The sequence below is a fragment of the Parablastomonas sp. CN1-191 genome (assembly GCF_049354825.1).
GTDB lineage: Bacteria > Pseudomonadota > Alphaproteobacteria > Sphingomonadales > Sphingomonadaceae > Novosphingobium.
In genome coordinates, this window is the sequence record NZ_CP186480.1 from 1,337,093 (window position 1) to 1,360,472 (window position 23,380).

Annotated in this window: 20 protein-coding genes; all 20 read right to left on the reverse strand. The window is 68.8% G+C overall.

All coding sequences use genetic code 11. The features are described from left to right. Window positions 1-23: 23 nt before the first annotated feature. Window positions 24-1,631: a cell division protein FtsZ gene (gene ftsZ, locus ACOYW6_RS06670; RefSeq protein ID WP_423143024.1), complete on the reverse strand. Its 1,608-nt coding sequence runs from the start codon at window positions 1,629-1,631 to the stop codon at window positions 24-26. Window positions 1,632-1,754: 123 nt separating this feature from the next. After that, entirely contained in the window at window positions 1,755-3,038 is a 1,284-nt protein-coding gene (gene ftsA, locus ACOYW6_RS06675; protein WP_423143025.1) for a cell division protein FtsA, read from the reverse strand. Beyond that, on the reverse strand, window positions 3,038-4,123 hold the full coding sequence (locus ACOYW6_RS06680; protein ID WP_423143026.1) for a cell division protein FtsQ/DivIB: 1,086 nt from the start codon (window positions 4,121-4,123) through the stop codon (window positions 3,038-3,040). Before ACOYW6_RS06680 ends, ftsA begins: the two co-directional genes overlap by 1 nt. Next, entirely contained in the window at window positions 4,120-5,061 is a 942-nt protein-coding gene (locus tag ACOYW6_RS06685) for a D-alanine--D-alanine ligase (RefSeq protein ID WP_423143027.1), read from the reverse strand. The genes ACOYW6_RS06680 and ACOYW6_RS06685 overlap by 4 nt, the downstream gene beginning before the upstream one ends. Then, window positions 5,058-5,939 (reverse strand): UDP-N-acetylmuramate dehydrogenase, encoded by an 882-nt coding sequence (murB, locus tag ACOYW6_RS06690; RefSeq protein WP_423143081.1) that lies wholly within the window; start codon window positions 5,937-5,939, stop codon window positions 5,058-5,060. Before murB ends, ACOYW6_RS06685 begins: the two co-directional genes overlap by 4 nt. A 77-nt stretch (window positions 5,940-6,016) precedes the next feature. After that, window positions 6,017-7,438, reverse strand: coding sequence for a UDP-N-acetylmuramate--L-alanine ligase (murC, locus tag ACOYW6_RS06695; protein WP_423143028.1), 1,422 nt, complete (start codon window positions 7,436-7,438; stop codon window positions 6,017-6,019). Beyond that, window positions 7,435-8,598 (reverse strand): undecaprenyldiphospho-muramoylpentapeptide beta-N-acetylglucosaminyltransferase, encoded by a 1,164-nt coding sequence (gene murG / locus ACOYW6_RS06700; RefSeq protein WP_423143029.1) that lies wholly within the window; start codon window positions 8,596-8,598, stop codon window positions 7,435-7,437. Before murG ends, murC begins: the two co-directional genes overlap by 4 nt. Before the next feature lie 25 nt (window positions 8,599-8,623). After that, window positions 8,624-9,841, reverse strand: coding sequence for an FtsW/RodA/SpoVE family cell cycle protein (locus tag ACOYW6_RS06705; protein ID WP_423143082.1), 1,218 nt, complete (start codon window positions 9,839-9,841; stop codon window positions 8,624-8,626). Window positions 9,842-9,843: 2 nt separating this feature from the next. After that, window positions 9,844-11,196, reverse strand: coding sequence for a UDP-N-acetylmuramoyl-L-alanine--D-glutamate ligase (murD, locus tag ACOYW6_RS06710; RefSeq protein WP_423140559.1), 1,353 nt, complete (start codon window positions 11,194-11,196; stop codon window positions 9,844-9,846). A gap of 1 nt (window position 11,197) precedes the next feature. Beyond that, the gene (mraY, locus tag ACOYW6_RS06715) at window positions 11,198-12,268 is read right to left on the reverse strand and encodes a phospho-N-acetylmuramoyl-pentapeptide-transferase (protein WP_423140560.1); all 1,071 of its coding nucleotides are present in this window, start codon (window positions 12,266-12,268) and stop codon (window positions 11,198-11,200) included. Between the two features lie 10 nt (window positions 12,269-12,278). Then, a complete protein-coding gene (locus tag ACOYW6_RS06720) occupies window positions 12,279-13,739 on the reverse strand; it encodes a UDP-N-acetylmuramoyl-tripeptide--D-alanyl-D-alanine ligase (RefSeq protein WP_423140561.1) in 1,461 nt (486 codons plus the stop codon). Then, the gene (locus ACOYW6_RS06725; RefSeq protein WP_423140562.1) at window positions 13,736-15,205 is read right to left on the reverse strand and encodes a UDP-N-acetylmuramoyl-L-alanyl-D-glutamate--2,6-diaminopimelate ligase; all 1,470 of its coding nucleotides are present in this window, start codon (window positions 15,203-15,205) and stop codon (window positions 13,736-13,738) included. The genes ACOYW6_RS06720 and ACOYW6_RS06725 overlap by 4 nt, the downstream gene beginning before the upstream one ends. After that, window positions 15,202-16,926, reverse strand: a complete 1,725-nt coding sequence (locus tag ACOYW6_RS06730) for a peptidoglycan D,D-transpeptidase FtsI family protein (RefSeq protein WP_423140563.1) — start codon at window positions 16,924-16,926, stop codon at window positions 15,202-15,204. Before ACOYW6_RS06730 ends, ACOYW6_RS06725 begins: the two co-directional genes overlap by 4 nt. Before the next feature lie 10 nt (window positions 16,927-16,936). Continuing rightward, on the reverse strand, window positions 16,937-17,467 hold the full coding sequence (locus tag ACOYW6_RS06735) for a hypothetical protein (RefSeq protein ID WP_423140564.1): 531 nt from the start codon (window positions 17,465-17,467) through the stop codon (window positions 16,937-16,939). Beyond that, a complete protein-coding gene (rsmH, locus tag ACOYW6_RS06740) occupies window positions 17,464-18,435 on the reverse strand; it encodes a 16S rRNA (cytosine(1402)-N(4))-methyltransferase RsmH (RefSeq protein WP_423140565.1) in 972 nt (323 codons plus the stop codon). Before rsmH ends, ACOYW6_RS06735 begins: the two co-directional genes overlap by 4 nt. Further along, entirely contained in the window at window positions 18,432-18,950 is a 519-nt protein-coding gene (locus ACOYW6_RS06745; RefSeq protein ID WP_423140566.1) for a division/cell wall cluster transcriptional repressor MraZ, read from the reverse strand. Before ACOYW6_RS06745 ends, rsmH begins: the two co-directional genes overlap by 4 nt. A 387-nt stretch (window positions 18,951-19,337) precedes the next feature. Continuing rightward, window positions 19,338-20,351, reverse strand: coding sequence for a type II secretion system F family protein (locus ACOYW6_RS06750; RefSeq protein WP_423140567.1), 1,014 nt, complete (start codon window positions 20,349-20,351; stop codon window positions 19,338-19,340). A 15-nt stretch (window positions 20,352-20,366) separates the two neighbouring features. Further along, complete coding sequence (locus tag ACOYW6_RS06755; RefSeq protein WP_423140568.1) at window positions 20,367-21,338, reverse strand: type II secretion system F family protein; 972 nt, start codon at window positions 21,336-21,338, stop codon at window positions 20,367-20,369. A gap of 69 nt (window positions 21,339-21,407) precedes the next feature. Continuing rightward, complete coding sequence (locus tag ACOYW6_RS06760) at window positions 21,408-22,703, reverse strand: pilus assembly protein CpaE (protein WP_423140569.1); 1,296 nt, start codon at window positions 22,701-22,703, stop codon at window positions 21,408-21,410. A 4-nt stretch (window positions 22,704-22,707) separates the two neighbouring features. Continuing rightward, window positions 22,708-23,376 carry a CpaD family pilus assembly protein gene (locus ACOYW6_RS06765; RefSeq protein WP_423140570.1) on the reverse strand — a complete coding sequence of 223 codons (669 nt, stop codon included), beginning with the start codon at window positions 23,374-23,376 and terminating at the stop codon, window positions 22,708-22,710. Window positions 23,377-23,380 lie beyond the last annotated feature (4 nt).

A 23,380-nucleotide genomic window follows, 5' to 3' on the forward strand; every position in this document is an offset into this window, starting at 1 on the left:
ACGCCGCCGGGAGTCCAGCCCGCCTACTGGTTATTCTGGCGCCCCAGGAACCGCGGGATGTTGAGCGACGAACCGCCCTCGTCCTCGTCGTCCTCGTCATCGCTGCGCGAGGCGCCGCGCGACAGGCTGGCCATGCGTTCGAACAACGTGCTGCCCGCACCAGGCAGGCGCGGCGCGCGCGGTGCATCGCCGCCAGGCTGAGCGGCCGGGGTGGCGCCATCGTCGCCGCCAGACGCGCCGCTCGCCTCGTCGCCGAGGATCGAGCGCCGGCGCGAGACCAGCGGGCTGTGCTGAGCCGGTTCGACCGTGTCGCCGAGCAGGAGTTCCTCGTTCTGGCCGGCGGCCGCCGTGGCAGGCTCTTCCTCGAAACTGTCGTCGAGCTCGAGCTCGAGCGGCTCGGCGGCGTCCTCGCCCCACTCGTCATCGTCGTGGCCATAGCCCGGTTCGCTGGTGGCACCGGCGAAGCTGTCGCTTTCGGCGGCGGCGGTCAGCGGTGCGGCCTCATGCTCGTCAGCTTCGCTGCCGTAGCGGCCGGGCGTCGCGGCGGGTTCGGCCGCCGGCGCGGGCGCGGCGGCGGGTTCGGGCGCGCTGTAGGTCGGGCGCGCGGGGCCGCGGGCAGTGCCCAGGCTGAGCGGGCGGTGCGCGGCAAGCTCGGCCTGCTGGGGGCTCTGCTCGATCCCGGTGGCAACCACCGAGACGCGGATCTTGCCCTGCAGGTCCGGGTTGAAGGCCGAACCCCAGATGATGTTGGCATCGGGATCGACCAGCTCGCGGATGTGGTTGGCAGCCTCGTCGACTTCGAGCAGGCGCATGTCCTCGCCGCCGATGATCGAGATGATCACGCCCTTGGCGCCCATCATCGACACGCCGTCGAGCAGGGGGTTGGCGATCGCCTTTTCGGCAGCCTCGAGCGCGCGGTTCTCGCCCTCGCCCTCGCCGGTGCCCATCATCGCCTTGCCCATCTCGCCCATGACCGAGCGGACGTCCGCGAAGTCGAGGTTGATGAGGCCGGGCATGACCATCAGGTCGGTAATGGAGCGAACACCCTGCTGCAGCACTTCGTCGGCAAGGCTGAAGGCTTCCTTGAAGGTAGTCTCCGCCTTGGCGACGAGGAACAGGTTCTGGTTGGGGATGACGATCAGGGTGTCGACGTGCTTCTGCAGCTCCTCGATCCCGGCCTCGGCGCTGCGCATCCGGCGCGTGCCTTCGAACAGGAACGGCTTGGTGACGACGCCGACGGTCAGCACGCCCTTGTCGCGCGCGGCCTTGGCGATCACCGGAGCGGCGCCGGTGCCGGTGCCCCCGCCCATGCCCGCAGCGATGAAGCACATGTGCACGCCGTCGAGCGCGCGCTCGATCTCGCCGATGCTTTCTTCGGCGGCAGCGCGGCCCACTTCGGGCCTTGCGCCGGCGCCGAGGCCCTGCGTGATGTCGGAACCGAGCTGGATGCGGTGCTCCGCGATGGCGTTGTTGAGCGCCTGCGCATCGGTGTTGGCGACGATGAAGTCGACGCCTTCGATCTGCGCGCCGATCATGTTGGCGATGGCGTTGCCGCCCGCACCGCCGACCCCGATAACGGTGATCCGGGGGCGCAGTTCTTCCACCGCCGGCGGACCGATATTGATGCTCATCGCAAACCTCCTGGCACGGCGCCGCCGCGACGCCTGCAATTGCTCAAGGTCTTGCACGCATCGATTCGGCGAATCAAAGTTAATTTCAACATTGTCCACAATCGGACGGGTGCAAGTTCGGCTTCAGAAATATTCCTTCAACGCCACGTAGACGCGCCGCACCAGCCCGAGGCCCGAATAGCGCATCGTCGGCTGGTAGGTCGGCCCGATCGAGCGGATGTCGACCGGGTCGGCCGCGGCATAGAGAACCACCCCCGCCAGCGTCGAGAAACCGGGCGTGGCATGAGCCTCGGCGAGGCCCTTCAGGGCGGGCGGCTTGCCGATCCGGACCGGCTTGCCGAGCGCCGCCTGCGCAAAATCCGCAAGGCTGGCGAGCTCTGCGCCGCCGCCGGTCAGCACGACCTGCTGGCCGCGCTGGCCAGTGAAGCCGAGGCCCTTCAGTGCCTTGCCGATCTCGTCCATCAGCCGCCCGAACTGCGCTGTGATGACGGAAACCAGCTCGGCGCGCGGGATGCGGTTCTTGTCGTCGGCATGGCGCGCGGGCGGGCCGTTCACTTCGTCGCCAGGGGCGTTGACCGGGATCATCTCGCGGTGGTCGGCGGGGCTGGCGATGGCGCTGCCGTGCACGCATTTCAGCCGCTCGGCTTGGAAACGGCGGATGCCGAAGGCGCTGGCGACCGCGTCGGTCACGTCGCCGGAGCCCATCGGGATCGAGGTCATGCCCACCAGCATGCCCGAGGCGTACACCGAGACGTTCGTCACCTCGGCGCCGAATTCGACCAGCGCCACCCCCAGTTCGCGCTCTTCCGCAGTCAGGCAGGCGTGCCCGGCGGCAATCGGCGATGCCACGACGCCGTCAACGTCAAGATGGGCATTCTGGACCGCTTCGGTGATGTTGCGGATCGGCGCGCCGTCGGCGAGCATGACGTGGACGTCCACGCCGAGCCGTTCGGCGTGAAGGCCCTTGGGATCGGAGACTCCGTCGGCGCCGTCGAGCGTGTAGTGCGCCGGCTGGGCGTGCAGGACCATGCGCCCGTCGGGGTGGATCACGTCGCGCGCGGCGACCAGCAGGTGCTCGATATCGTCGATCTCGATACGGCGGCCGCCGATATCGACCTCGACCTGGGCGATGCGGCTGGCGAGCCCCGCGCCCGAGCAGCCGATCCACACGCTCGATACCGAGGTATCGGCCATCTTCTCGGCCCGCTCGATCGCATCCCTGACGGCATAGGTGGCCGCCTGCATGTCGGTGATGTAACCGCGCTTGATGCCCTGCGCGGCCCGGTGGCCGGAGCCGAGCACGACCATTTCACCGGTTTCGCTGACCGCGACAATCATCGCGGAGATGCGGAAGGAACCGATGTTGACCGCCCCGATCACGCGGCTCATCCGGGCTGCTGGCGGCATCAGGCGTCGTCCTTCTTCACGGCCTTGGCGGCCGGCTTGGCGGACGCCTTTGCGGACGGCTTGGCGCCAGGCTTGGCGGCGGTCGACGGGCTGGGCCTGACGTCATCCTTCGGAGCCGGCTTGTCCACTTGCGCCGCCTTGGGCGCGGGATCGGCGGCGGCGACCTGGGGCTGCACGGCGATGCTCGCCGGCCTGGCTGTCGCATCGCCGTCCTTGCCGCGCATCCTCAGGTAGATGCGATCGGGAGCGCGCATGTCGAACGCGGCGACCTTGCCGCCGAGCAGGCGGTTGACGCCGTCCATCCGCGCGAACGACACCAGCGCATCGGCGGCAGGCTGATCGCCTTCGGGCAAGGCCAGCACCTGATCGGTCTTGAAGGTGAGGTTCCAGCGCCGGTTGCCCACCCATTCGGCGGAGCGGACCTGCGGACGCAGCGCCGGCGCGGCATCGAGCAGCGCGCCCAGCGCGCCGACCTGCGCGCCGGCGCCGGGGCCGGAGACCATGAACTTGCCCTTCACGCCCTCGGGCCCGACCGGCTCAAGCTCATGGCCCTGATCGTCGATCAGCACGTACTTGTCGCCGCGCGCCAGCACCGCGTGGGGCACGCGTTCGACGATGTCGACCACCAGCGTGTCGGGCAGCTGCCGCGACACGCGCGCGTCGGCGACCCACGACAGCTGCATCAGGCCCGCGCGGATGGCGCCGAGATCGACCAGCGGCATCGCCCGGTCCTTTTGCGCCAGGACCCGCTCATAGACCTTCAGCTCGTTCAGGCGCTTGACGCCGCGAACCTCGACTCGGTGAACCTCGAAGCCCTGATCGGCGGCGATGGTGGCGAACTGCGCACGGGCGAGGTCGGGTACCCCCGCATAGACGGCGACCGACCAGGCCAGCACTGCCGCGCCGCCCAGGATCGCGACCAGCAGGCCCTTCTGCATCTGCGCCTCGGTAAACGGCAATGCCGCCAGAACCGAGCCGACCGCGCCGCCGGTCTTCTGCTTGACCGCGCGGACCTTGCGCGACTTGCCCTGCTGCGCGGCGACGCGCCGGACAGACTTGCCACCGCGCTTGATGGTCTGGCTCATGCGCGCTCGTCCTTGCCAAGCGCTTCTTCGATAATCGCCTCGACCAGGTCGGCGTAACCAATGCCGAGGTGGCGGGCCTGCTCGGGAACGAGGCTGAGCGGCGTCATCCCCGGTTGGGTGTTGGTTTCCAGCACGAACAGCCCATCAAGCCCGCGCTCGTCGTCCCATCGGAAATCGGTGCGACTGCAGCCCTTGCAGCCAAGCAGGCGGTGGCAGAGCAGCGCCAGGTCGAGGCAGGCCCGGGTGATCTCTTCGGGAATTTCGGCGGGACAGACGTGTTCGGTCATGCCGTCGGTGTACTTGGAATCGAAATCGTAAAAGCCCGACTTGGGCTTCAGCTCGGTGACCATCAGCGCGCGGTCACCAAGCACCGCGGTGGTCAGTTCGCGGCCGCGGATGTAGGGTTCAGCCAGCAGCTGCGCGAATTCCTGCCACGGTCCGCGCGTGTCGCGCCCGATCGGGTTGCCGTAATTGCCGCCCTCGGTGACGATCGCGACACCCACGCTCGACCCTTCGTTGACGGGCTTGAGCACGTAGGGGCGCGCCAGCGGGTCGCGCTCATACAGTTCCTCGCTGGCCACGATCCGCCCGCCCGGCATCGGCACGCCGTGCGGCACCAGCGCCTGCTTGGTCAGCTCCTTGTCGATCGCGATGACCGAGGTGGCGAGGCCCGAATGGGTGTAGGCGAGACCCATCAGGTCCATCATCCCCTGCACCGTGCCGTCTTCGCCCGGCGCGCCGTGCAGCGCGTTGAACACGACGTCAGGCGCGGCATCCGCCAGCTTCTGGGCCACGTCGCGTCCCATGTCGATCCGCGTGACGCGGTGACCGCGTTCCTCCAGCGCCGCGGCAACGCCCTCGCCGCTCATCAGGCTGACCGGCCGTTCGTTCGACCAGCCCCCCATCAGGACCGCGATGTGCAGTTTTTCGAGGCTCATGGCCGTCCCACCCTCTGGATTTCCCATTCGAGCGCCACGCCCTGGCTGTCGCGGACGCGGCGGCGGACGTCTTCGCCCAGCCCTTCGATGTCGGCGCTGGTCGCGGTGCCGGTGTTGATGAGGAAGTTGGTGTGCTTGTCGCTGACTTGCGCGCCGCCGCGCGTCAGCCCGCGGCAGCCGGCCGCATCGACCAGGCGCCAGGCCTTGTCTCCGTCCGGGTTCTTGAAAGTGCTGCCGCCGGTCTTGCTGCGCAGCGGCTGGCTGGCCTCGCGGGCGTCGGCGATGCGGTCCATCTCCGCCTGGATCGCCGCGGGTTCACCGGCGCGGCCCTTGAACCGCGCGGCGACGACGATGGCGCCATCGGGCAGGCTGGAATGGCGATAGGTATAGCCAAGATCGCCGACCGGCAGCGTCAGCAACGACCCGTCGCGCAGCACGACGTCGCAATCGACCAGCACGTCCTTGACCTCGCTGCCGTAGGCGCCGCCGTTCATGCGCACGAAACCGCCGACGGTGCCAGGAATCGAGCGCAGGAATTCCAGCCCGGCGATGCCCGCGTCGCGCGCGGTCGAGGACACCAGGATGCCCGAGGCGCCGCCGCCGCACGACAGCGTCAGCGCGTCGCTGCGAGCGACCTTGGCGAACGCCTTGCCCAGCCGCACGACCACGCCGGGGACCCCGCCGTCGCGCACGATCAGGTTCGAGCCGAGTCCGAGGGCCATGACCGGCACCGCCGGGTCCAGTTCGGAAAGGAAGGTACGGAGGTCGTCGAGATCGGCAGGCTCGAACAGCCAGTCGGCGGCACCGCCGCTCTTGAACCAGACCAGCGGCGCCAGCGGCGCATCCGCCGTCAGTTTGCCGCGCGGCCGCGGCAGCATCGGATCGCCGATCGGTTCGCCGCCGGGCAGCCCCTGCGCGGCATCGTCCCAGCCCGAGATGAAGCAGTCGGGCTGGTTCATGCCGCCCGCTCCGTTTCGATCGCGCTTGCCAAGCCGGCCGCCCACTTGGTGATGTCGCCGGCGCCGAGGCAGACCACCATGTCACCCGGCTCGACCGTCTCGGCCAGCGTGCTCGCCAGTTCTGCCGGGCCTTCGATCGCCTGCGCCGAACGGTGCCCGCGCGCGCGCAGGCCGGTCACCAGCGCGGCGGCGTCGACGCCTTCGATCGGCGCTTCGCCGGCAGCGTAGACCGGTGCGACATAGACCACGTCGGCATCGTTGAAGGCGGCCTGGAAGTCATCCATGTGATCGCGCAGGCGGGTGAAGCGGTGCGGCTGGACCACCGCGATCACGCGGTTGCGCACGCTTTCGCGCGCGGCTGCCAGCACGGCGCGGATCTCCACCGGGTGGTGGCCGTAATCGTCGATGATCGTTGCCGATCCGCCGTCCAGTGCCACTTCGCCGACCTTGGTGAAGCGGCGCTTGACCCCGTCGAAGCGGGCAAAGCCGGTGCGGATCACGTCGTCGGCACAGCCCATCTCCGCGGCAACGGCGATCGCGGCCAGCGCGTTCTGGACGTTGTGGCGCCCGGGCATCGGAAGCTCGATCCCCTCGATCCGGCGAAAGCTGCCGTCGCGCTGGCGCAGCGCCACGTCGAAACGGTTGCCGCCTTCGTGCGGGGTCACATGCTCGCCCCGCACGTCCGCCTGGGCGGAGAAGCCATAAGTGATCACGCGGCGGTCGCGGATCTTGGGCAGGATCGCCTGGACTTCGGCATGGTCGATGCACAGCACCGCCGCGCCGTAGAACGGCACGTTCTCGATGAACTCGACGAAGGCGTCCTTGATCGCCTCGAACCCGCCGTAGTGATCGAGGTGTTCAGGATCGATGTTGGTGACGACCGCGATCGTGCCGTCGAGCCGCAGGAAGCTGCCGTCGCTCTCGTCGGCCTCGACCACCATCCAGTCCGACGCGCCGAGCCGCGCGTTCGAACCGTACTGGTTGATGATGCCGCCGTTGATGACCGTGGGATCGACCCCGCCGGCATCGAGCAGCGCCGCGACCATGCTGGTGGTGGTGGTCTTGCCGTGCGTTCCGGCCACGGCGACGGTGTTCTTCAGCCGCATCAGCTCGGCCAGCATTTCGGCGCGGCGGACCACGGGGATGCGCTGTTCAAGCGCCGCGGCGACTTCGGGATTGGTGCGCTTGACCGCGGTGGAGGTGACCACCACGGCGGCTTCGCCAAGGTTTTCCGCCGCGTGCCCGATGGTGACCGGGATGCCGCGCTTGCGCAGGCCGTCGATGACATAGCCTTCGGCCATGTCGCTGCCCTGCACGCTGTAGCCCAAGTTGTGCATGACCTCGGCGATCCCGGACATGCCGATGCCGCCGATGCCGACGAAGTGGACGGTGCCGATGTCGGTGGGAACGCCCTTCATGCCGCCGCCTCGCGCTTCGACGCGGCGATGCTGCCGGCGACGCGGATCACGTCCATCAGGCCGGCACCGCCGAACCCTTCGACCAGGTCGGCAAGGTCGGCGGCGGCATTGGGACGTCCGCAGTTCCACGCCGCGTGCGCCGCGGTGGCCAGCGTTTCGGGCTGCATCGCCATCGCCTGGATCTGCTTGGCCAGTTCCACCGCGGTGAACTTGGCCTGGCGGATCATGCGGGCGCCACCGGCGGTGACCATCTCGCGCGTGTTGGCGGCCTGGTGATCGTCAGTCGCGATCGGCAGCGGCACCAGGATGGCGGGACGCCCGACGCAGGTCAGCTCGGCAATGGTCATGCCGCCGGCGCGGCCGATGAACAAGTGCGAGGCGGCCAGCCGCGCCGCCATGTCGCCGAAATAGGTGCCGAGTTCTGCGGGAATGTCGTGCGCGGCGTAGCGGGCGCGCACATCGTCGATATCCTCGGGCCGGCATTGCTGCATGACCTGCAGGCGAGAGCGCAGCGCCGGCGGCAGCATCGACAGCGCATCGGGGACGACCTGCGCGAACACGCTGGCACCCTGGCTGCCGCCGGTGACCAGGATGCGGAACAGCCCGTCGGCGGTGAATGGCGGATAGGGCTGGTCGCGCAGCGCGGCGACATCGGCGCGGACCGGATTGCCGACCAGCTCCGTCTTTCCCAGCAGGCGCGGCTGCAGGCGCGCAACCTCGGGATAGGCGGTGGCGATCACGTCGACCCGGCGTGCAAGCAGGCGGTTCACCCGGCCGAGCACGGCGTTCTGCTCGTGCACCAGCGCGGGAATACGCGCCGTGCGCGCCGCCAGAAGCGTGGGCAGCGAAGGGTAGCCGCCAAAGCCGATTACCGCGCTGGGGGCGAAACTGTCGAACAGTTGCAGCGCCATCGCCCGCCCGGCCAGGACCGAACGAGCGCCGCGCAGCCACTGGACCGGATCCTTGCCGAAGCGCCCGGCAGGCAGGACGTGCGCCGTCAGCCCCTCCGGCTTGCCGGGCAGCTTGGCGCCGCGCTCATCGGTGACCAGCGCGACGCGGTGGCCGCGGCGTTCCAGCTCGCTCGCCAGCGCGTAAGCCGGCACCAGGTGGCCCCCGGTGCCCCCTGCGGCGAGGACGTAATGGCGTGACAGCGCGCTCATCGCGGCAGCTCGGGCCCCGCCGCGTTCATCGCGGCAACTCCGGCAGCGCGCGGCCGAACGGAGAGCGCTGGATGAACGGATTGCGCCGCGTGATCGCCAGCAGCAGCCCGATGCCCAGGCACAGTGCGATCGTGGACGAACCGCCATAGGAAATCAGCGGCAGGGTCATGCCCTTGGACGGAAACAGCTGCAGGTTGACAAGGATGTTGATGAAGGCCTGTCCGCCCAGCTGCGCGGTAAGGCCGCTGGCGGCAAGGACGGTGAACAGGTTTTCCTCCTCCACCAGCCGCAGCATCACGCGGATCACGATGGCCATGTATAGCACGACGATAAGCGCGCAGACCAGCAGCCCGAACTCCTCGCCGACGACCGAGAAGACATAGTCGGTGTGCGCCTCCGGCAGCGAAAGCTTGCGCACGCCGAGCCACAGCCCGGAACCGGTCCATCCCCCGGCCAGCAGCGTCCGTTCCGCCAGGTCGACTTGGTCGTACGCGGTGCCGCCGCCGATGAACGCGTCGATGCGGTGGCGCGCGTTGGCGTAGAACAGGTAAGCGGCGATGACCACGCCGATGGCGGCGACCCCGGCAATGGCAATACGCCGGACCGAGATGCCCGCCAGCAGTACCATTGCGAACCACACCGCGCCGAACAGGACCGTCGACCCGAAATCGGGCTGCGCCATAAGGAGCACCGCGATGAGCCCCATCAGGGCGCCGGTGATGCCTACCACCGGCAGGTTCGGATCGCGCGCCCGCCACGACAGGATCCAGGCCAGGATCACCGCGAAGGCGGGCTTGAGAAATTCGGACGGCTGGAGCGAGAAGCCGAGGTTGAGCCACCGCTTGGCCCCGTTGACGCTGCTGCCGATGACCGGGACCAGCATAAGGCCCACCAGCATCGCCCCGCCCAGCACGATGGCAAAGCGCCGCGCCTTGTCACGCTCCATCATCGAGGCCGCGATCATCGCGATCAGGCCTACGAACTGCCAGCGCAGGTGCAGGTAAAAGAAGTGCAGGTCGTCGAGCTTCACGCTGGCGGTCGACAGGCGGCGCGCGGTGGCGGGCGACCCGGCGGCCACCGCCAGCGTGCCGATGCCCATCAGCGTCAGGACCAGGAACAACAGCACGCGGTCGATCTCGCGCCACCATACGGCAAGCTCGCGCCGGCGGCTGCGCTTGAAACGGCGATCGCCGGCGTGCGGGCCTTTGCCGGCGCGGGGGATGAAGGGGGGATTGGAGGCCATAGTCACAGACCCGCCGCCTGGACCGAGGCCGGCTCGGTCAGGCAGCGCACGATGGCGCGAAATGCGTCGCCGCGCGCCTCGTAGTCGCGGAACTGGTCGAAGCTGGCGCAGGCGGGAGACAGCAGCACGACATCGCCGGGCCGGGCGGCTTCGATCGCCTGGCGCACCGCGTCGGCCAGCATTTCGCTGCGGCGCACGGTCATGTGCGGGGCCAGCAGATCGGCAAAGCGCGGCCCGGCATCGCCGATCGTATAGGCAGCGGCGACATTCCCGAACCAGCGCGCACACTCGTCGAGGCCTTCGCCCTTGGGCAGCCCCCCGACAATCCAGTGAATGCGCGGGGCCGGTGCAGGCGGGAACGCTGCCAGCGCCGGCGCGGCAGAGGCCGGGTTGGTGGCCTTGCTGTCGTTGACGAACAGCACGCCGTTCGCCTCGGTCACGCGCTCCATCCGGTGCGGCAGGCCGCGATAGGTCGCCAGCGCCGGCTCCCAGCTGTCTCGTCCCACGCCCAGCGCCTGGACGATGGCAACCGAGACGGCGACATTTTCCAGGTTGTGCGGACCCTGCAGCGACGGCCAGCCGGCCTGGAGCGGGGCGAAGCGTTCGACATGGGCGAGGTGGACCGTGTCCTCGCCGCGGCGCAGGATCTCGCGCTCGGCCAGCGCCCGCACGTTGGGATCGGCGGGCGCAAAAACCGCGTCGTGCCCGGGCGACTGCAGCGTGAAAAGGCGCGCCTTGGAATGCACGTAGGCGGAAAAATCGGCGTAGCGGTCGAGGTGATCGGGGCTGACGTTGAGCAGCGCGGCGACATCGCAGTCGAGGCTCTGCGTCAGATCGATCTGGTAGCTCGACAGCTCCAGGACATAGACCCCGGGGCCGTTGGCATTGGCGGCAAGCGGCCGCTGCGACAGGATCGGCAAGCCGATGTTGCCGCCCATCCGCGCCGGAATCCCGGCGGCCGCCAGCAGGTGGTGGACCAGCGCAGTGGTGGTCGACTTGCCGTTGGTGCCGGTAATGCCGACCACGCGGTGCGCTGGCAGGCTCGGCCGGGCGAGCGCGAACAGCTCGATATCGCCGATCACCGGCACGCCGTGGCGGGCCGCGTTTGCGGCGACGGGATGGTTGTTGAGCGGAACGCCGGGCGACACCACCACGCCGTCGAAGCCCGTCAGGTCGATCCCTGCCGGGTCGCCGAGCTCGACCCGGTCGGCTACGAGCCGGCGCGGCTCGTCGCGGCTGTCCCACGCCGTGACGCGCGCGCCGCTGGCCAGCAGGGCCTCGACCGCGGCGAGGCCCGAGCGGGCGAGGCCGAGGACCGCGTAGCGCTTGCCGGCGAAGGCGGGCGAAACGATCATGCTATCGCAGCTTCAGCGTCGAAAGCCCCAGCAGGGCCAGCACGATCGAGACAATCCAGAACCGGATCACGACCGTCGATTCCTTCCAGCCGAGCTGTTCGAAATGGTGGTGGATCGGCGCCATCCGGAAGACGCGCCGGCCGGTGCGCTTGAACCAGAACACCTGGACGATCACCGACACCGCTTCGAGCACGAACAGACCGCCGACCACCGCCAGCACGATCTCGTGATGCGCAGCAACCGCGATGGCGCCAAGCGCACCGCCCAGCGCGAGGCTGCCGGTATCGCCCATGAACACCGCCGCGGGCGGCGCGTTGAACCACAGAAAGGCCAGGCACGCACCCATGATGCCCGCGCACAGGATTGCAAGTTCGCCGGCGCGCGGCACGTGCGGGATGCCAAGATAGGTGGCGTAATCGACGCGGCCGGCCAGGTAGGCGATGATCGCGAACGTGCCCGCCGCGATCACCACCGGCATCGTCGCCAGTCCGTCGAGCCCGTCGGTCAGGTTGACCGCGTTGCCCGCGCCCACGATCACGATCGCTGCGAAGACGTAGTAGAACGGCCCCAAGGGAATATAGCGGCCGGTCAGGAACGGAACGTAGAGGTTGGTGCTGATCTGGCTGACGATCAACCATGCGGCGATGCCGGCAACGACGAATTCCATCGCCAGCCGCACCCGGGCGGGCACGCCGGCGTGGCTGCTCTTCTTGACCTTGTCGTAGTCGTCGAGGAACCCGATCGCGCCGAACCCGCCCGTCACCGCCAGGCAGGCCCAGACGAACGGATTGGTCAGGTCCATCCACACCAGCATGGAGACCAGCAGCGAGATCAGGATCATCAGCCCGCCCATCGTCGGCGTGCCGCGCTTGGCGAGGTGCGACTGAGGGCCGTCCTCGCGGATCGGCTGGCCCTTGCCCTGGCGCACGCGCAGCATGTCGATGAAGCGCGGCCCGATGATCAGACCCAGGACCAACGCGGTCAGCATCGTCGCACCGGCGCGGAACGACTGGTAGCGGATGAGGTTCGAGAGCCCCTCGAAATGAAAATAGTCGGCGATCAGATAGAGCACGCCGCCCGTCCTACCCTTGTTCGCCGGCCAGCGCGGCGACGACCGCCCCGAGCCCGACCGAATTCGATCCCTTGACCAGCACCGCGTCGCCGTCCTTGAGACCGATCGCCTCGAGCGCGGCGCGGGCCGCCTGTGCATTGGCGCAATGCGTGAATGCCGGGGCATTGTGAAGCGCGTTGCCCCCCGCTTTCCCCAGTTCGTCCGCCAGCGCGGTCATCTCGTCGCCTACCAGCACCACGTGATCGACATGCGCCGCCAGCAACGGCTCGATCAGCGCGGCGTGATAGGCAGGACCGTGCTTGCCCAGTTCTTTCATCGCGCCGAGCACCGCGATGCGGCGCGGCGCGGCGACTGCGCCGAGCGAGGCCAGCGTCGCCCGCATCGAGGCGGGGTTGGCGTTGTAGCTTTCATCGATGACCAGCGCCTGCCCGCCGTCGGACGTGGCGACATGCAGGCGCGCACCGCGTCCGCGCAGGCCCTCCATCTCGGCGAGAGCGAGGCCCGCCGCACCAAGGTCACCGCCAACAGCGCGCACCGCCGCCATCACCGCCAGCGAGTTGGCGATCCAGTGCTCGCCCGGCGCGGCAACGGTGTAACAGACCCGCCTGTCGCCCATCTCGGCCGTCACCAGCGATCCGCCATGCGGCGCGGCAACCGCGTCGAGCAGCCGGACGTCGGCGTGAGCGGCGGTGCCGAAAGCGACCACGTCCGCCCCGGCCGCTTCGGCAGCGGCGCGAAGACGCGGGTAATGCGAGCTGTCGGCGGGAATTACCGCGGTGCCGCCGGGACGCAGGCCGGCGAAGATCTCGGCCTTGGCGTCGGCGATCGCCTCCTCGCTGCCCAGCATCTCGATATGCGCGGGGGCGATCGTGGTGATGACGGCCACGTGCGGGCGGACCTGCACGGTCAGCGCGGCGATTTCGCCGGCGTGGTTCATCCCCATCTCGAAGATGCCGAACCTGGCGCGTGCGGGCATCCGCGCCAGGCTGAGCGGCACGCCGACGTGGTTATTGTAGCTCTTGACCGAACGGTGCGCGCCGCCCCGGCTCGAGCGTTCGAGCGCCGCGAAGATCGCCTCTTTGACGCCGGTCTTGCCGACCGAGCCGGTCACCCCGACGATACGCGCGCGGCTGCGGCGACGGGCTGCGGCGCCAAGCGCGCCCAGAGCCGCGGTGGTATCGTCCACCAGGATGTGCGGGCGATCGATCGGGCGGTCGACCACCGCCGCCACCGCGCCCTTCTCGAACGCTGCGTCGAGGAAGCGATGGCCGTCCATCGCTTCGCCCTTCAGGGCGAAGAACAGGTCGCCGGGCTGGACATCGCGGCTGTCGATCTCGACCCCCGAACATTGGAAATGCGCGCTCGGCACGCCGCCGGTGGCCGCGGCGATCGCGTAGGCATCCCACAGCGCCAGCGCCAGGTCGTCGTCTTCGGAGGCTGGCCAATCGATAATCCGCACTGCCGCGTTCATGCCGCGCACTCCCTTGCCACGCTTACGTCGTCGAACGGGATCACCCGCATATCCTCGCCGCGTCCCACGACCTGGCCCTGTTCATGGCCCTTGCCCGCGATCAGCACGATGTCGCCTGCGCCCGCCTCGGCAATCGCGGCGCAGATCGCCGCGCGCCGGTCCCCCACCTCGCGCAGCGCGCCCGGCGCCCCGGCCAGGATCATGGCGCGGATCGCGGCGGCATCCTCGCCGCGCGGGTTGTCGTCGGTAACGATGCCCAGGTCGGCGCTGCGCGCCACCACCGCGCCCATCTCGGGACGCTTGCCGGCATCGCGGTCGCCGCCGGCGCCGAACACCGCGATAAGCCGGCCCCTGGCGTGCGGACGCAGCGCGGCGATCGCCGCCTCGAGCGCGTCTGGCGTATGCGCGTAATCGACGTAGAGCGGCGCACCGGCGCGCGTGATCGCCGCGCGTTCGAGCCGCCCGCGCACCGGCTGCAGGCGCGACAGGGCGTCGAACGTCGTTTTCGCGTCGCCGCCCGTGCCGATCACCAGCCCGGCCGCGACCAGCGCGTTGGCGGCCTGGTAGGCACCGATAAGCGGCAGCGCGACCCTGCGGCGCTCACCCCTGTACTCGATCTCCAGTTCCTGGCCGAGCAGGCCGGGCGTACGGGCGAGGAGGCGGATGCCGCCGGCATCGGCCCCCTCGCCCGCGGTGAGCACGATCAGGCCCCTCTGCCCTGCGCGCTCACGAGCCTGGGCCGACCACTCGGTTTCGTCAGCCCAGATGACGGCCGTTCCGCCCGGCGCCACGACGTCGCCCAACAGGCGCATCTTGGCGGCGAAGTAATCGTCCATGTCGGCATGGTAGTCGAGGTGATCGCGGCTGAGGTTGGTGAACGCCCCGGCGGCGACGTGCAGGCCTTCGTTGCGGAACTGCGACAGCCCGTGGCTCGACGCCTCGTAAGCGACGTGCGTCACGCCTTCGCGGGCCAGCCCGCTCATGTTGGCGAGGAAGGTAACGATGTCGGGCGTGGTCAGCCCGGTCGAGACGCTCTCGTCGCTGGTGGTGACGCCCAGCGTCCCGATGCTGGCGGCGCGCTCGCCCGCCATGCGCCACAGCTGGCGCGTCAGTTCCACGGTGGATGTCTTGCCGTTTGTGCCGGTCACCGCGACGATCGTCTTGGGGACAGGCGTGAAGAACTGCGCCGCCAGGTGCGCGAAGGCGCGGCGCGGCTCCGCGTCGGCAATGTGAAGCGCGCCTTCGACCCGCGCCTCGGCTGCGGCCACAATGGCCACCGCGCCAGCGGCGATCGCGGCGGGGATGAACGCCTCCCCGTTGACCTGGCTGCCCTTGAAGGCGCCGAACACGGTGCCCGGCGCCACCTTGCGATGATCGATGGCAAAGCCGGTCACGCCGATGTCGCCACCAGCGGATCCCTGCGGAAGCGCGATCCCGGCCGCCTGGGCGAGAGCGGCGAGCTTCACTCCCCCTCCGAATTGCCGACCAGCGGCATCAGTTCGCGGATATCGATATCGCGCGTGGTGTCTGGCATCACCCCCAGCAGCGGGCCGATGCGGGGCACTAGGCGGCCGACGACGGGCGCCGCGTTCCAGGCGGCAGTGCGCTGGCCCGAGGTCGCGGCGGTACCCTGCGGCTCGTCGAGCGAGGCGATGACGACGTAGCGCGGGTTGTCCATCGGGAAGGCGGAAGCGAATGTCGCCACCACCGCGTTCTTCTGATAGCCGTGCGCGCCGGGCTTTTCCGCCGATCCGGTCTTGCCGCCGATGCGGAAACCCGGGGCGTTGGCCTTGCGGCCGGTGCCGTCGTCTACGATCAGGCGCAGCAGCTGGCGCATCCGCGCGCTGGTGGAATCCTTGAAAACGCGGCGGCCGGGAATGGTCGTGCCCGGCTCCACCTTGTGAAGCGTAGCGGGGTGCCAGATGCCGCCGTTGACCAGCGCGGCATAGGCGCTGGCGATGTGCAGCGGGGTGATCGCCAGCCCGTGCCCGAACGAGACGGTCATCGTTGTGATCTTGGCCCAGTCGCCGCGCGGCCACAGCGGAAAGCCGCGCGCCGGCAGTTCGATGGTCGGCCGCTGGTTGAAACCAAGGGAGATCATCGTCTGGCGCAGCCGCGCGCCGCCCAGTTCGGCGCCGATCTCGGCGCTGACGATGTTGGACGAATGGATCAGCGTTTCGGGCACGTTGAGCGTCGAGCCGTAGTTCTCGTGATCGTGGATGGGAAAACCGTCAATCATCAGCGGCGAGACTGCCGGATACCGCTTGGCCATGCTGGTGACGACACCGGCATCGATGGCCGCGGCGATGGTGATCGGCTTCATCACCGAGCCGAGTTCATAAACCTGGTTGGTGAAGCGGTTGAAGATGTTGCCCGCGCCGCCCTGGTCGATCAGGTTCGGGTTGAACGATGGCAGCGAGGCCAGCGCGATGACCTCGCCGGTGTTGACGTCGAGGACGATGCCGCTGGCGCCCTTGGCGTTGCTGAGCGCCATGCCCTTGAGCAGCTCGTCCTCGAGCGCGCCCTGGACCCGCGAATCGATCGACAGCATCGCGGGGGTGCCGCGCGTGGCCGGGTCGGCGAGCAGCTTGTCGTAGACCTGCTCCATGCCGACCTGGCCGTGCCCCTCGGCGTCGACGTAGCCAAGCACGTGCGCACCCATCGATCCTTGCGGGTAATAGCGCTCGCTCTCGCGCGGGAATTCCAGCGCCGGCTCGCCAATGTCGCGGATGCGGTTGGCGTCCTCGGGCAGGATGCGGCGGCGCAGGTAGCCCGCCTTGCCCGAGGCGAGCCGGCGGGTCAGCTCGGCCTCGTTCATGTCGGGGAAGATGGCGACCAGCGCGCGGGCGACTTCGCGCGGGGTGTGAACCAGAGGAGCGCCCTCGCCCATCGCCTTGGGATCATACCAAAGCGCGATGCCGGGGAAGGCGCGCGCCAGGGTCACGCCATTGCGATCGACGATGTCGCCGCGCGGCGGCAGCAGCGCGCTGGCCAGATCCTCGCCGCGCGGGGCGGGCTGCTCGATGCCGAGCCAGACGATCCGCCCCAGCGCCACCAGTCCGATCAACATGAACGCAGCGATCACCCACAACGCCCGGACCTGCGCCGTCAGCAGGGCCTTGCGGCGCGCGTTGGCAAGGTCGACCCGCCCGGTGGCGATCGCTGTCGAGACGGTGATCGCGGTCATGCGGCGGCCCTTAGTCGTGCTCGGCGGAGGTCGGCCCAACCGATTGGGGCCGCTCGATCCGTGCCAGCCGTTCGCGCAAGGGCGCCGCATCCGCAACCTTGCGCGCGCCGGCATCCACAGCCGGCTTCGGTGCCTCGGCCGCCATCGCCTTGCCGGTGAGCGGGTTGAGCATCGCGGGCAGCACCGATTCCTGCTCCGGATCGGCCGCGGCGACCATGATCGGCGCCGGCGCATCCGGGCCGCGCGGCTTGCCGAGCATGGCCAGCTGCTGTTCGCCCTCAAGGTACTGGGTCGCGGTGGGCGCGGCGTAGCCGAACTCCAGGTCGTTGAGCGAGCGTAGCTGCTGCTGGTTGGCGCGGGTCTCGAACTCGGTCTCGAGCAGGAGCTTCTGCTGCTTGAGCTGCACGATCTGCCGTTCGGCCAGGCGGACCTGGCTCTTCACCGCATTGACGCGGAATGTGAGCACCAGGAACAGCGTCAGGCACACCAGGAACACGCCGGCCAGGCCGATCGATTGCAGGCGGTCGCGGGTCAGGTTCATGCTGCCCTCCCAGGGGTGAGGTGGCGCGGTGCCGCGGCGGTGCGGACCGCCGCGCGAAGAGTAGCCGAGCGCGCGCGGGGGTTACGCGCGAGCTCGGCCGGGGTTGGCCGCACCGCCTTGGTGACCGGGGTAAAGGTCGGGGCGACGGCGGGAGCGGCCTGGGGAAGATGACGCGACGGCGCGGCGGCAGCGCCGCTGGCTTCGCGCAGGAACTGCTTGACGATACGGTCTTCGAGGCTGTGGAAGCTGACCACCGCCAGCCGGCCGCCGGCGCGCAGCAAGCGCTCGGCCGCGGCCAGCGCCTCGCGCAGCTCGTCGAGCTCCGCATTCACGTGGATGCGGATCGCCTGGAAGCTGCGGGTGGCGGGATCCTTTGGCTGGCCGGGATGCCAGCCGAGCGCCTTGCGGATGACACCCGCCAGCTCGCCGGTCGTCGTCAGCGGGCGGGCAGCGACGATGGCGCGGGCGACCCGGCGCGACTGGCGCTCCTCGCCGTACTGGTACAGCACGTCGGCGATCGTGTCGGCATCGGCTTCGTTGACGAAGTCGGCGGCGCTGGGGCCGTCCTGCTCCATCCGCATGTCGAGCGGGCCGTCGGACGAGAACGCGAAACCGCGCTGCGCCTGGTCGAGCTGCATCGAGCTGACACCGATGTCCATCACCACCCCGTCCACCGCGGCGATGCCGGCGGCGGCCATTTCCTCGACCATTGCGGAGAAGCGCGCGGCGTGAAGGACGAGGCGCGGCGCCTCGCCACTCCTCTCGGGCCAGGCGCGGCCGGCAGCGATCGCGTCGGGGTCGCGGTCGAAGGCGTGGACGGTCGCGCCGGCGTCGAGCAGCCGGCGGGTGTAGCCACCGGCGCCGAACGTGGCGTCAACGATCACGGCACCCGGCCCGAAACCGTCCTCGGGGGTGAGAGCGGCGATCACTTCGTCGAGCAGGACCGGGATGTGCGGGGCGCCGGTCACTTCTTGCCCTTTGCGGCCAGGCTGGCGGCGGCTTGGGCAGCGAATTCGGCGCAGGCTTCCTGTGCGTCTTCCCAGCCCCCGCCCATCCGGGCCAGTTCGTCCGGGTTCCACAGCGTGAAGAAGCTGCCGCCGCCCTGAAAGAACAGCGCATCGGCGATGTTGCCGACCTTGAAGAAGCGGTCGGGCATCACGAACCGGCCGCTGTCGTCGAACGGAACCTTGGAGAACCCGAACAGCTGGGCCGAGCGCATGTCGCGGTCGAAATCGACGCCCCGCTCCAGCGCAACGCGCTCCTCGCGGTCGAGCTGGTCGTCGAGGGTCGCCACGCGCGACAGCCCGAAGCCGACCAGGCAGCGCCAGCGGTCGTGCTTGGCAAGGCACAGCACGCGCTCGCCATCGCCCGATTCCCGAACCGCCTTGCGGAAGTCGGGCGGCAGCACGAAACGACCCTTCTCACCGATCGGTGAGAAGCCCTGGCCGCTGTAGCTGATAGGCTGTCCCGCCACGCCCCACATCCGGACTTGCGCCCGGCTCCCCAAGTAAAACCCTACCGCCCCGGCCGCGCGCCCACGCAGCCGGCTCACCCCCTCGGGTGCACGGATTTAAAGCTGATGGACGGACTTACCGCAGCACCCTGCGGGAGAAAAGGGAAAAGTGCGGGAAATCACGGGATATAACGCTAAACCTCTGAAAGATAGTCGTTAACTTGCCCAGTCGCCCTGCCACATCGTTGTCGAAAGCTTACCGGAAACCCCGCAATTGCATAGGCTTTCGGCCGACTCGAAACGCGGTGCCAGCGTCGTCCCGGGATTTCCCGTGGCGCCGCCCCGGACACGAAAAAAGGAGCGGCCGGACGTGCGTCCGGCCGCTCCTGATTTTGGGTCTTTACGGAGTCGCCGAGGTCAGCCGCCCGTCTTGGTCGGACCGCCGTGCGAGAAGGCGTCGGCGATCGAACAGGCCGCCGGGCCGAGAATGGCAATGAACAGCACCGGCAGGATGAAAAGGATCAGCGGCACGGTCATAATCGCTGGCAGGCGCGCGGCCTTTTCCTCGGCCCGCATCATGCGTTCATTGCGGAACTCGGCCGACAGCACGCGCAGCGCCGAGGCCAGCGGCGTACCGTAGCGTTCGGTCTGCACCATCGTTGTGGTCACCCCCTTCACCGCGTCGAGGTTGACGCGGTAGGCCAGGTTCTCGAACGCCTGGCGGCGCTCGGACAGGAACGACAGCTCGATCGCGGTCAGCGCGAATTCGTCACCCAGTTCGGGATAGGCGCGGCCCAGTTCCTTGGCGACGCGGTTGAAAGCGGCGTCGACGGTCAGGCCCGCCTCGGCGCAGATAACCAGCAGGTCGAGCGCGTCGGGCAAGCCCTTGCGGATCGCATCGGTGCGCTTCTTCGACTTGTTGGTGATCCACAGCTCCGGGCCCTTGTAGCCGCCCAGCACGAAGGCGGCGAAGAACATCAGTCGCTTCATGCCGCCCCATTCGGGGAAATAATTGATGCCATAGACCATCAGCGCGGCGATGCCGCCGAGCACGATCGGCAACACCGCGCGCAGGGTGATGATGACGATCGCCAGCTCTTTCTTGCGGATGCCGGCCTGGGCCAGCTTTTGCTGGATATCGGCGACCTGGCTATCCTGCAGGACCTTCAGCGACGACAGCGCGTCGCGCATCTTGTCGGTGGTTTCGCTCTTGCGCACCAGGCTGGCGCGCTTCTTCGCCGACTGGCCGATCAGTCCGGCCTTGAGCTGTTCGCGCCGTTCGTTAAGTGCCTTGACGCGCTTCTGCATCGGATCGCGGATCGTGACCGCGGCGTAGACCGCGAACATGACCGCCATCGCAGCCATTCCCGCCAGGATCGAGCCGATCCAGATGACGTCGAAGCCAAGCAGCGTGGGACCGGAAGAGTTCATCGCAATCGTCCCCACTCAGATTTCGAAGCTGACCATCTTGGCCATGATGAAGGCGCCGATGGCCATCCACGTCAGCCCGCCCAGGCCGGTGACTATCAGGCGATCGTCGGTGAAGAACGGCGCCAGGTACTTGGGATTGATCCACCAGATCATCGCGAAGACGATGAACGGCAGCGACCCGACGATGTAGGCCGAGGCCTTGGATTCCGAACTCATCGCCCGGATCTTGAGCTTCATCTGGGCGCGCTTGCGCAGCACGTCGGCCAGGTTCGAAAGCGTTTCGGCCAGGTTGCCGCCGGTCTCGCGCTGGATCGCCAGGGTAATGCAGAAGAAGCTGAACTCGGCGGTGTTGAGCCGGTCGGCGGTTTCCTGGAGCGCGTCCTCCATGGTCCGGCCGATCTTGATGCGCTCGGTCACCAGCTTGAATTCCTCGCCCACCGGGCCAGGCACTTCGCTCGACACGATGCCCAGCGTCTCGGTCACCGGCAGGCCCGAGCGCAGGCCGCGCACCAGCAGCTCGATGGCGTCGGGAAACTTCGTGGTGAACTTGTTGGTGCGCTTGTTGATCAGGAAGCCGACCACCTTGTGCGGCAGGCCCGCGCCGATCAGCACACCGATGCCCAGCGACAGCATCAGTGCATGGCTCTTGATGAAAATGATCGCGGTGATCGCGAGCGCCAGCCCGACCGAAGCGTAGAGGTACTGGTTGATCGTCCAGTTCTTGCCGGTGCGGTGCAGGCGCAGGTTGAGGGCCTCGACCCGCGACTGCGAACCGGCGATGCGGTGCATCGTCGGCTTGCGCGCGGCAACCGCCTTCTTGAGCTGCGCCTCGACGCGGTCGAGCTGGTTGTCGGAGTGGCGATAGCGGACCGCCTGGAGGCGCCGCGCGCTCGCCTTGCCCACCGAGGGGCCCGAGACCAGCATGTAGAGCAGCACCAGGAACCCGGTGAGGCCGCCTGCGATCAGCATCGTCTGCAGGAAAGTCATCGCGGCTCTCGCCCCCCTACCAGTCCGTCTTCCTGCCGGCTCGCGGACCATCCGCGCGCCGGCCCCTTCTTACGCCGCGGCGGCGGCCCCGGCCTTCTTGCCGTCCTTCTTGGCCATCAGGCCCTTGAGGTCGAACTTGGCCAGCAGTGAGCCGCCCTTGGCGGGCTTGCCGTCATCGCCGTCGCTTTCGCTGTCGGTCACCCCGCCGACCGCGCGGCCAAGGTCGCGGATCACGCTGCCCGGCTTGCTCGAACGATTGGCCTCGGCAAAGGTCTGACCGAGCTTGGCCGCGTTGCACGCAGCCTTGAGGTCATAGGGCACCGAGAAATCGATCTTGCGCTCGATCGAGCTTTCGAAGTCGGGCTTGGAAATCTCCATCGTGCCGGCCTGGACCTTGTTGGCGACGATCAGCGTCTGGACGTGCGCGGCATTGGTCTTGAGCCAGGACAGGATGCGGATCGCGTCGCGCGCGGATGCCAGCGTCATCTCCACCACCAGCACGATGACGTTTACGTCGGCCAGCAGGTGCGGGAAGTTGATCAGCATGTTGCGCGGCAGGTCGATGACCGTCATCTCGAACGCCTGGCGGAATTCCTCCTCCAGCTGCACGAAGGCGGCGCCGTCGGTCATCAGCGGCGAATTGATCGGCGCCTCGGCCGACAGGATCGCCAGGTTCTCATTGGCGCGGATCATCGCACGCTCGATGAACAGGCCGTCGATGCGGCCCGGGTTGTCGATCGCGTCGGTCAGGCCGCGGCCCGGTTCCAGGTCGAGCGCAAGCGCGCCGGTACCGAAATGAATGTCGAGATCGAGCAGCGCGGTCGGCTGCTTTTCCTCGGCGCTGAACAGCCAGGCCAGCGAGGTCGCCAGCGTCGACGCGCCGACCCCGCCGCGCGTGCCGATCACCGCGGTCGAGATGTGGCGCTTGGCCGCACCCGGGTCCTGGTTGCGCGGGGCGTTGAAGATCGCCTGCGCACCGGCCAGCGTCTCGCGCACCGCGGCGGGATTGAGCGGCTTGAGCAGGTAATCGTGGATGCCGCTGGCGAGCAGGTCGCGGTAAAGACGCACGTCGTTGACCTGGCCGACCGCGATGACCACCGTGCCGGGCTCGCAGACTTCGGCCAGGGCGTTGATGTCGCCAAGCGGATCGCCGCATTCGGACAGGTCGACCATCAGGATGTTCGGGCTGGCGGTGATCGACAGCGACTGCACCGCGTTGCGCAGGCCGCCCTTGTGGCACTTCTCCGGCTGCCAGCCCATTTCGATCACGACCGGGCGCAGGACGTCGAGCGCGGCCTCGTCGCAGATGTAGCTGGCGAAGGGATCGCGGCTGCCGGCAACGGCCGGTTTGAAAGGAGCGTTCATCGTCTTACTTCCCACTACCGGAGCTGGCACTGGAGGTGCCGTTGTCCTTGAGGCCCTTGGTGCCGGTCGGGTCGGCGGCGCGGTACGTCTCGATCGCCTTGTTCGAGCTCATCACCGTCGTTTCGCCATTGCCGACCTCGCCCTTGATCAGGTGCTGCGGGTCGGCGACCATCACGGCCAGGTTGCCGTTGGTGGCGCAGCCGTAATTCGAGCCGGCACCATTGACGTCGTTGAGGTCCGACTTGGCCGACCAGTCCGGGCAGCCGGGCACTTCGGCGCGGCTGCGCGACACCACGACGCGCGCGGTCCCGGCACTGATGGCGCCCTGGGTGACCGGGGCATCGGCGCCGACCAGCATGCCATAGCGGCTCGCCACCGCCTCGATCGAGGCGCGCGTGGCCGAGCTGGCGAGCGGATCGTCAATGGCGATCTTGTCGCCGTAGCGCAGGTCGAGCGCCTCGAACCAGCCGGCCAGGCGGCGCGCCTCGTTGGGCGACAGGCCATCCGGCCCGGCCATCAGGTCGAGCGCGTAGTTGGTGCGATAGACCACCGGCTGGTGGATCGATTCCAGCGACCGGTTGGACGGGATGCCGCCGCACGCGGACAGCGACAGGCCGAGCGCGAGGACCAGCAGCGACGCCGGCCGGCGGGCAAGGTTATGGGATGTACGCATCTGT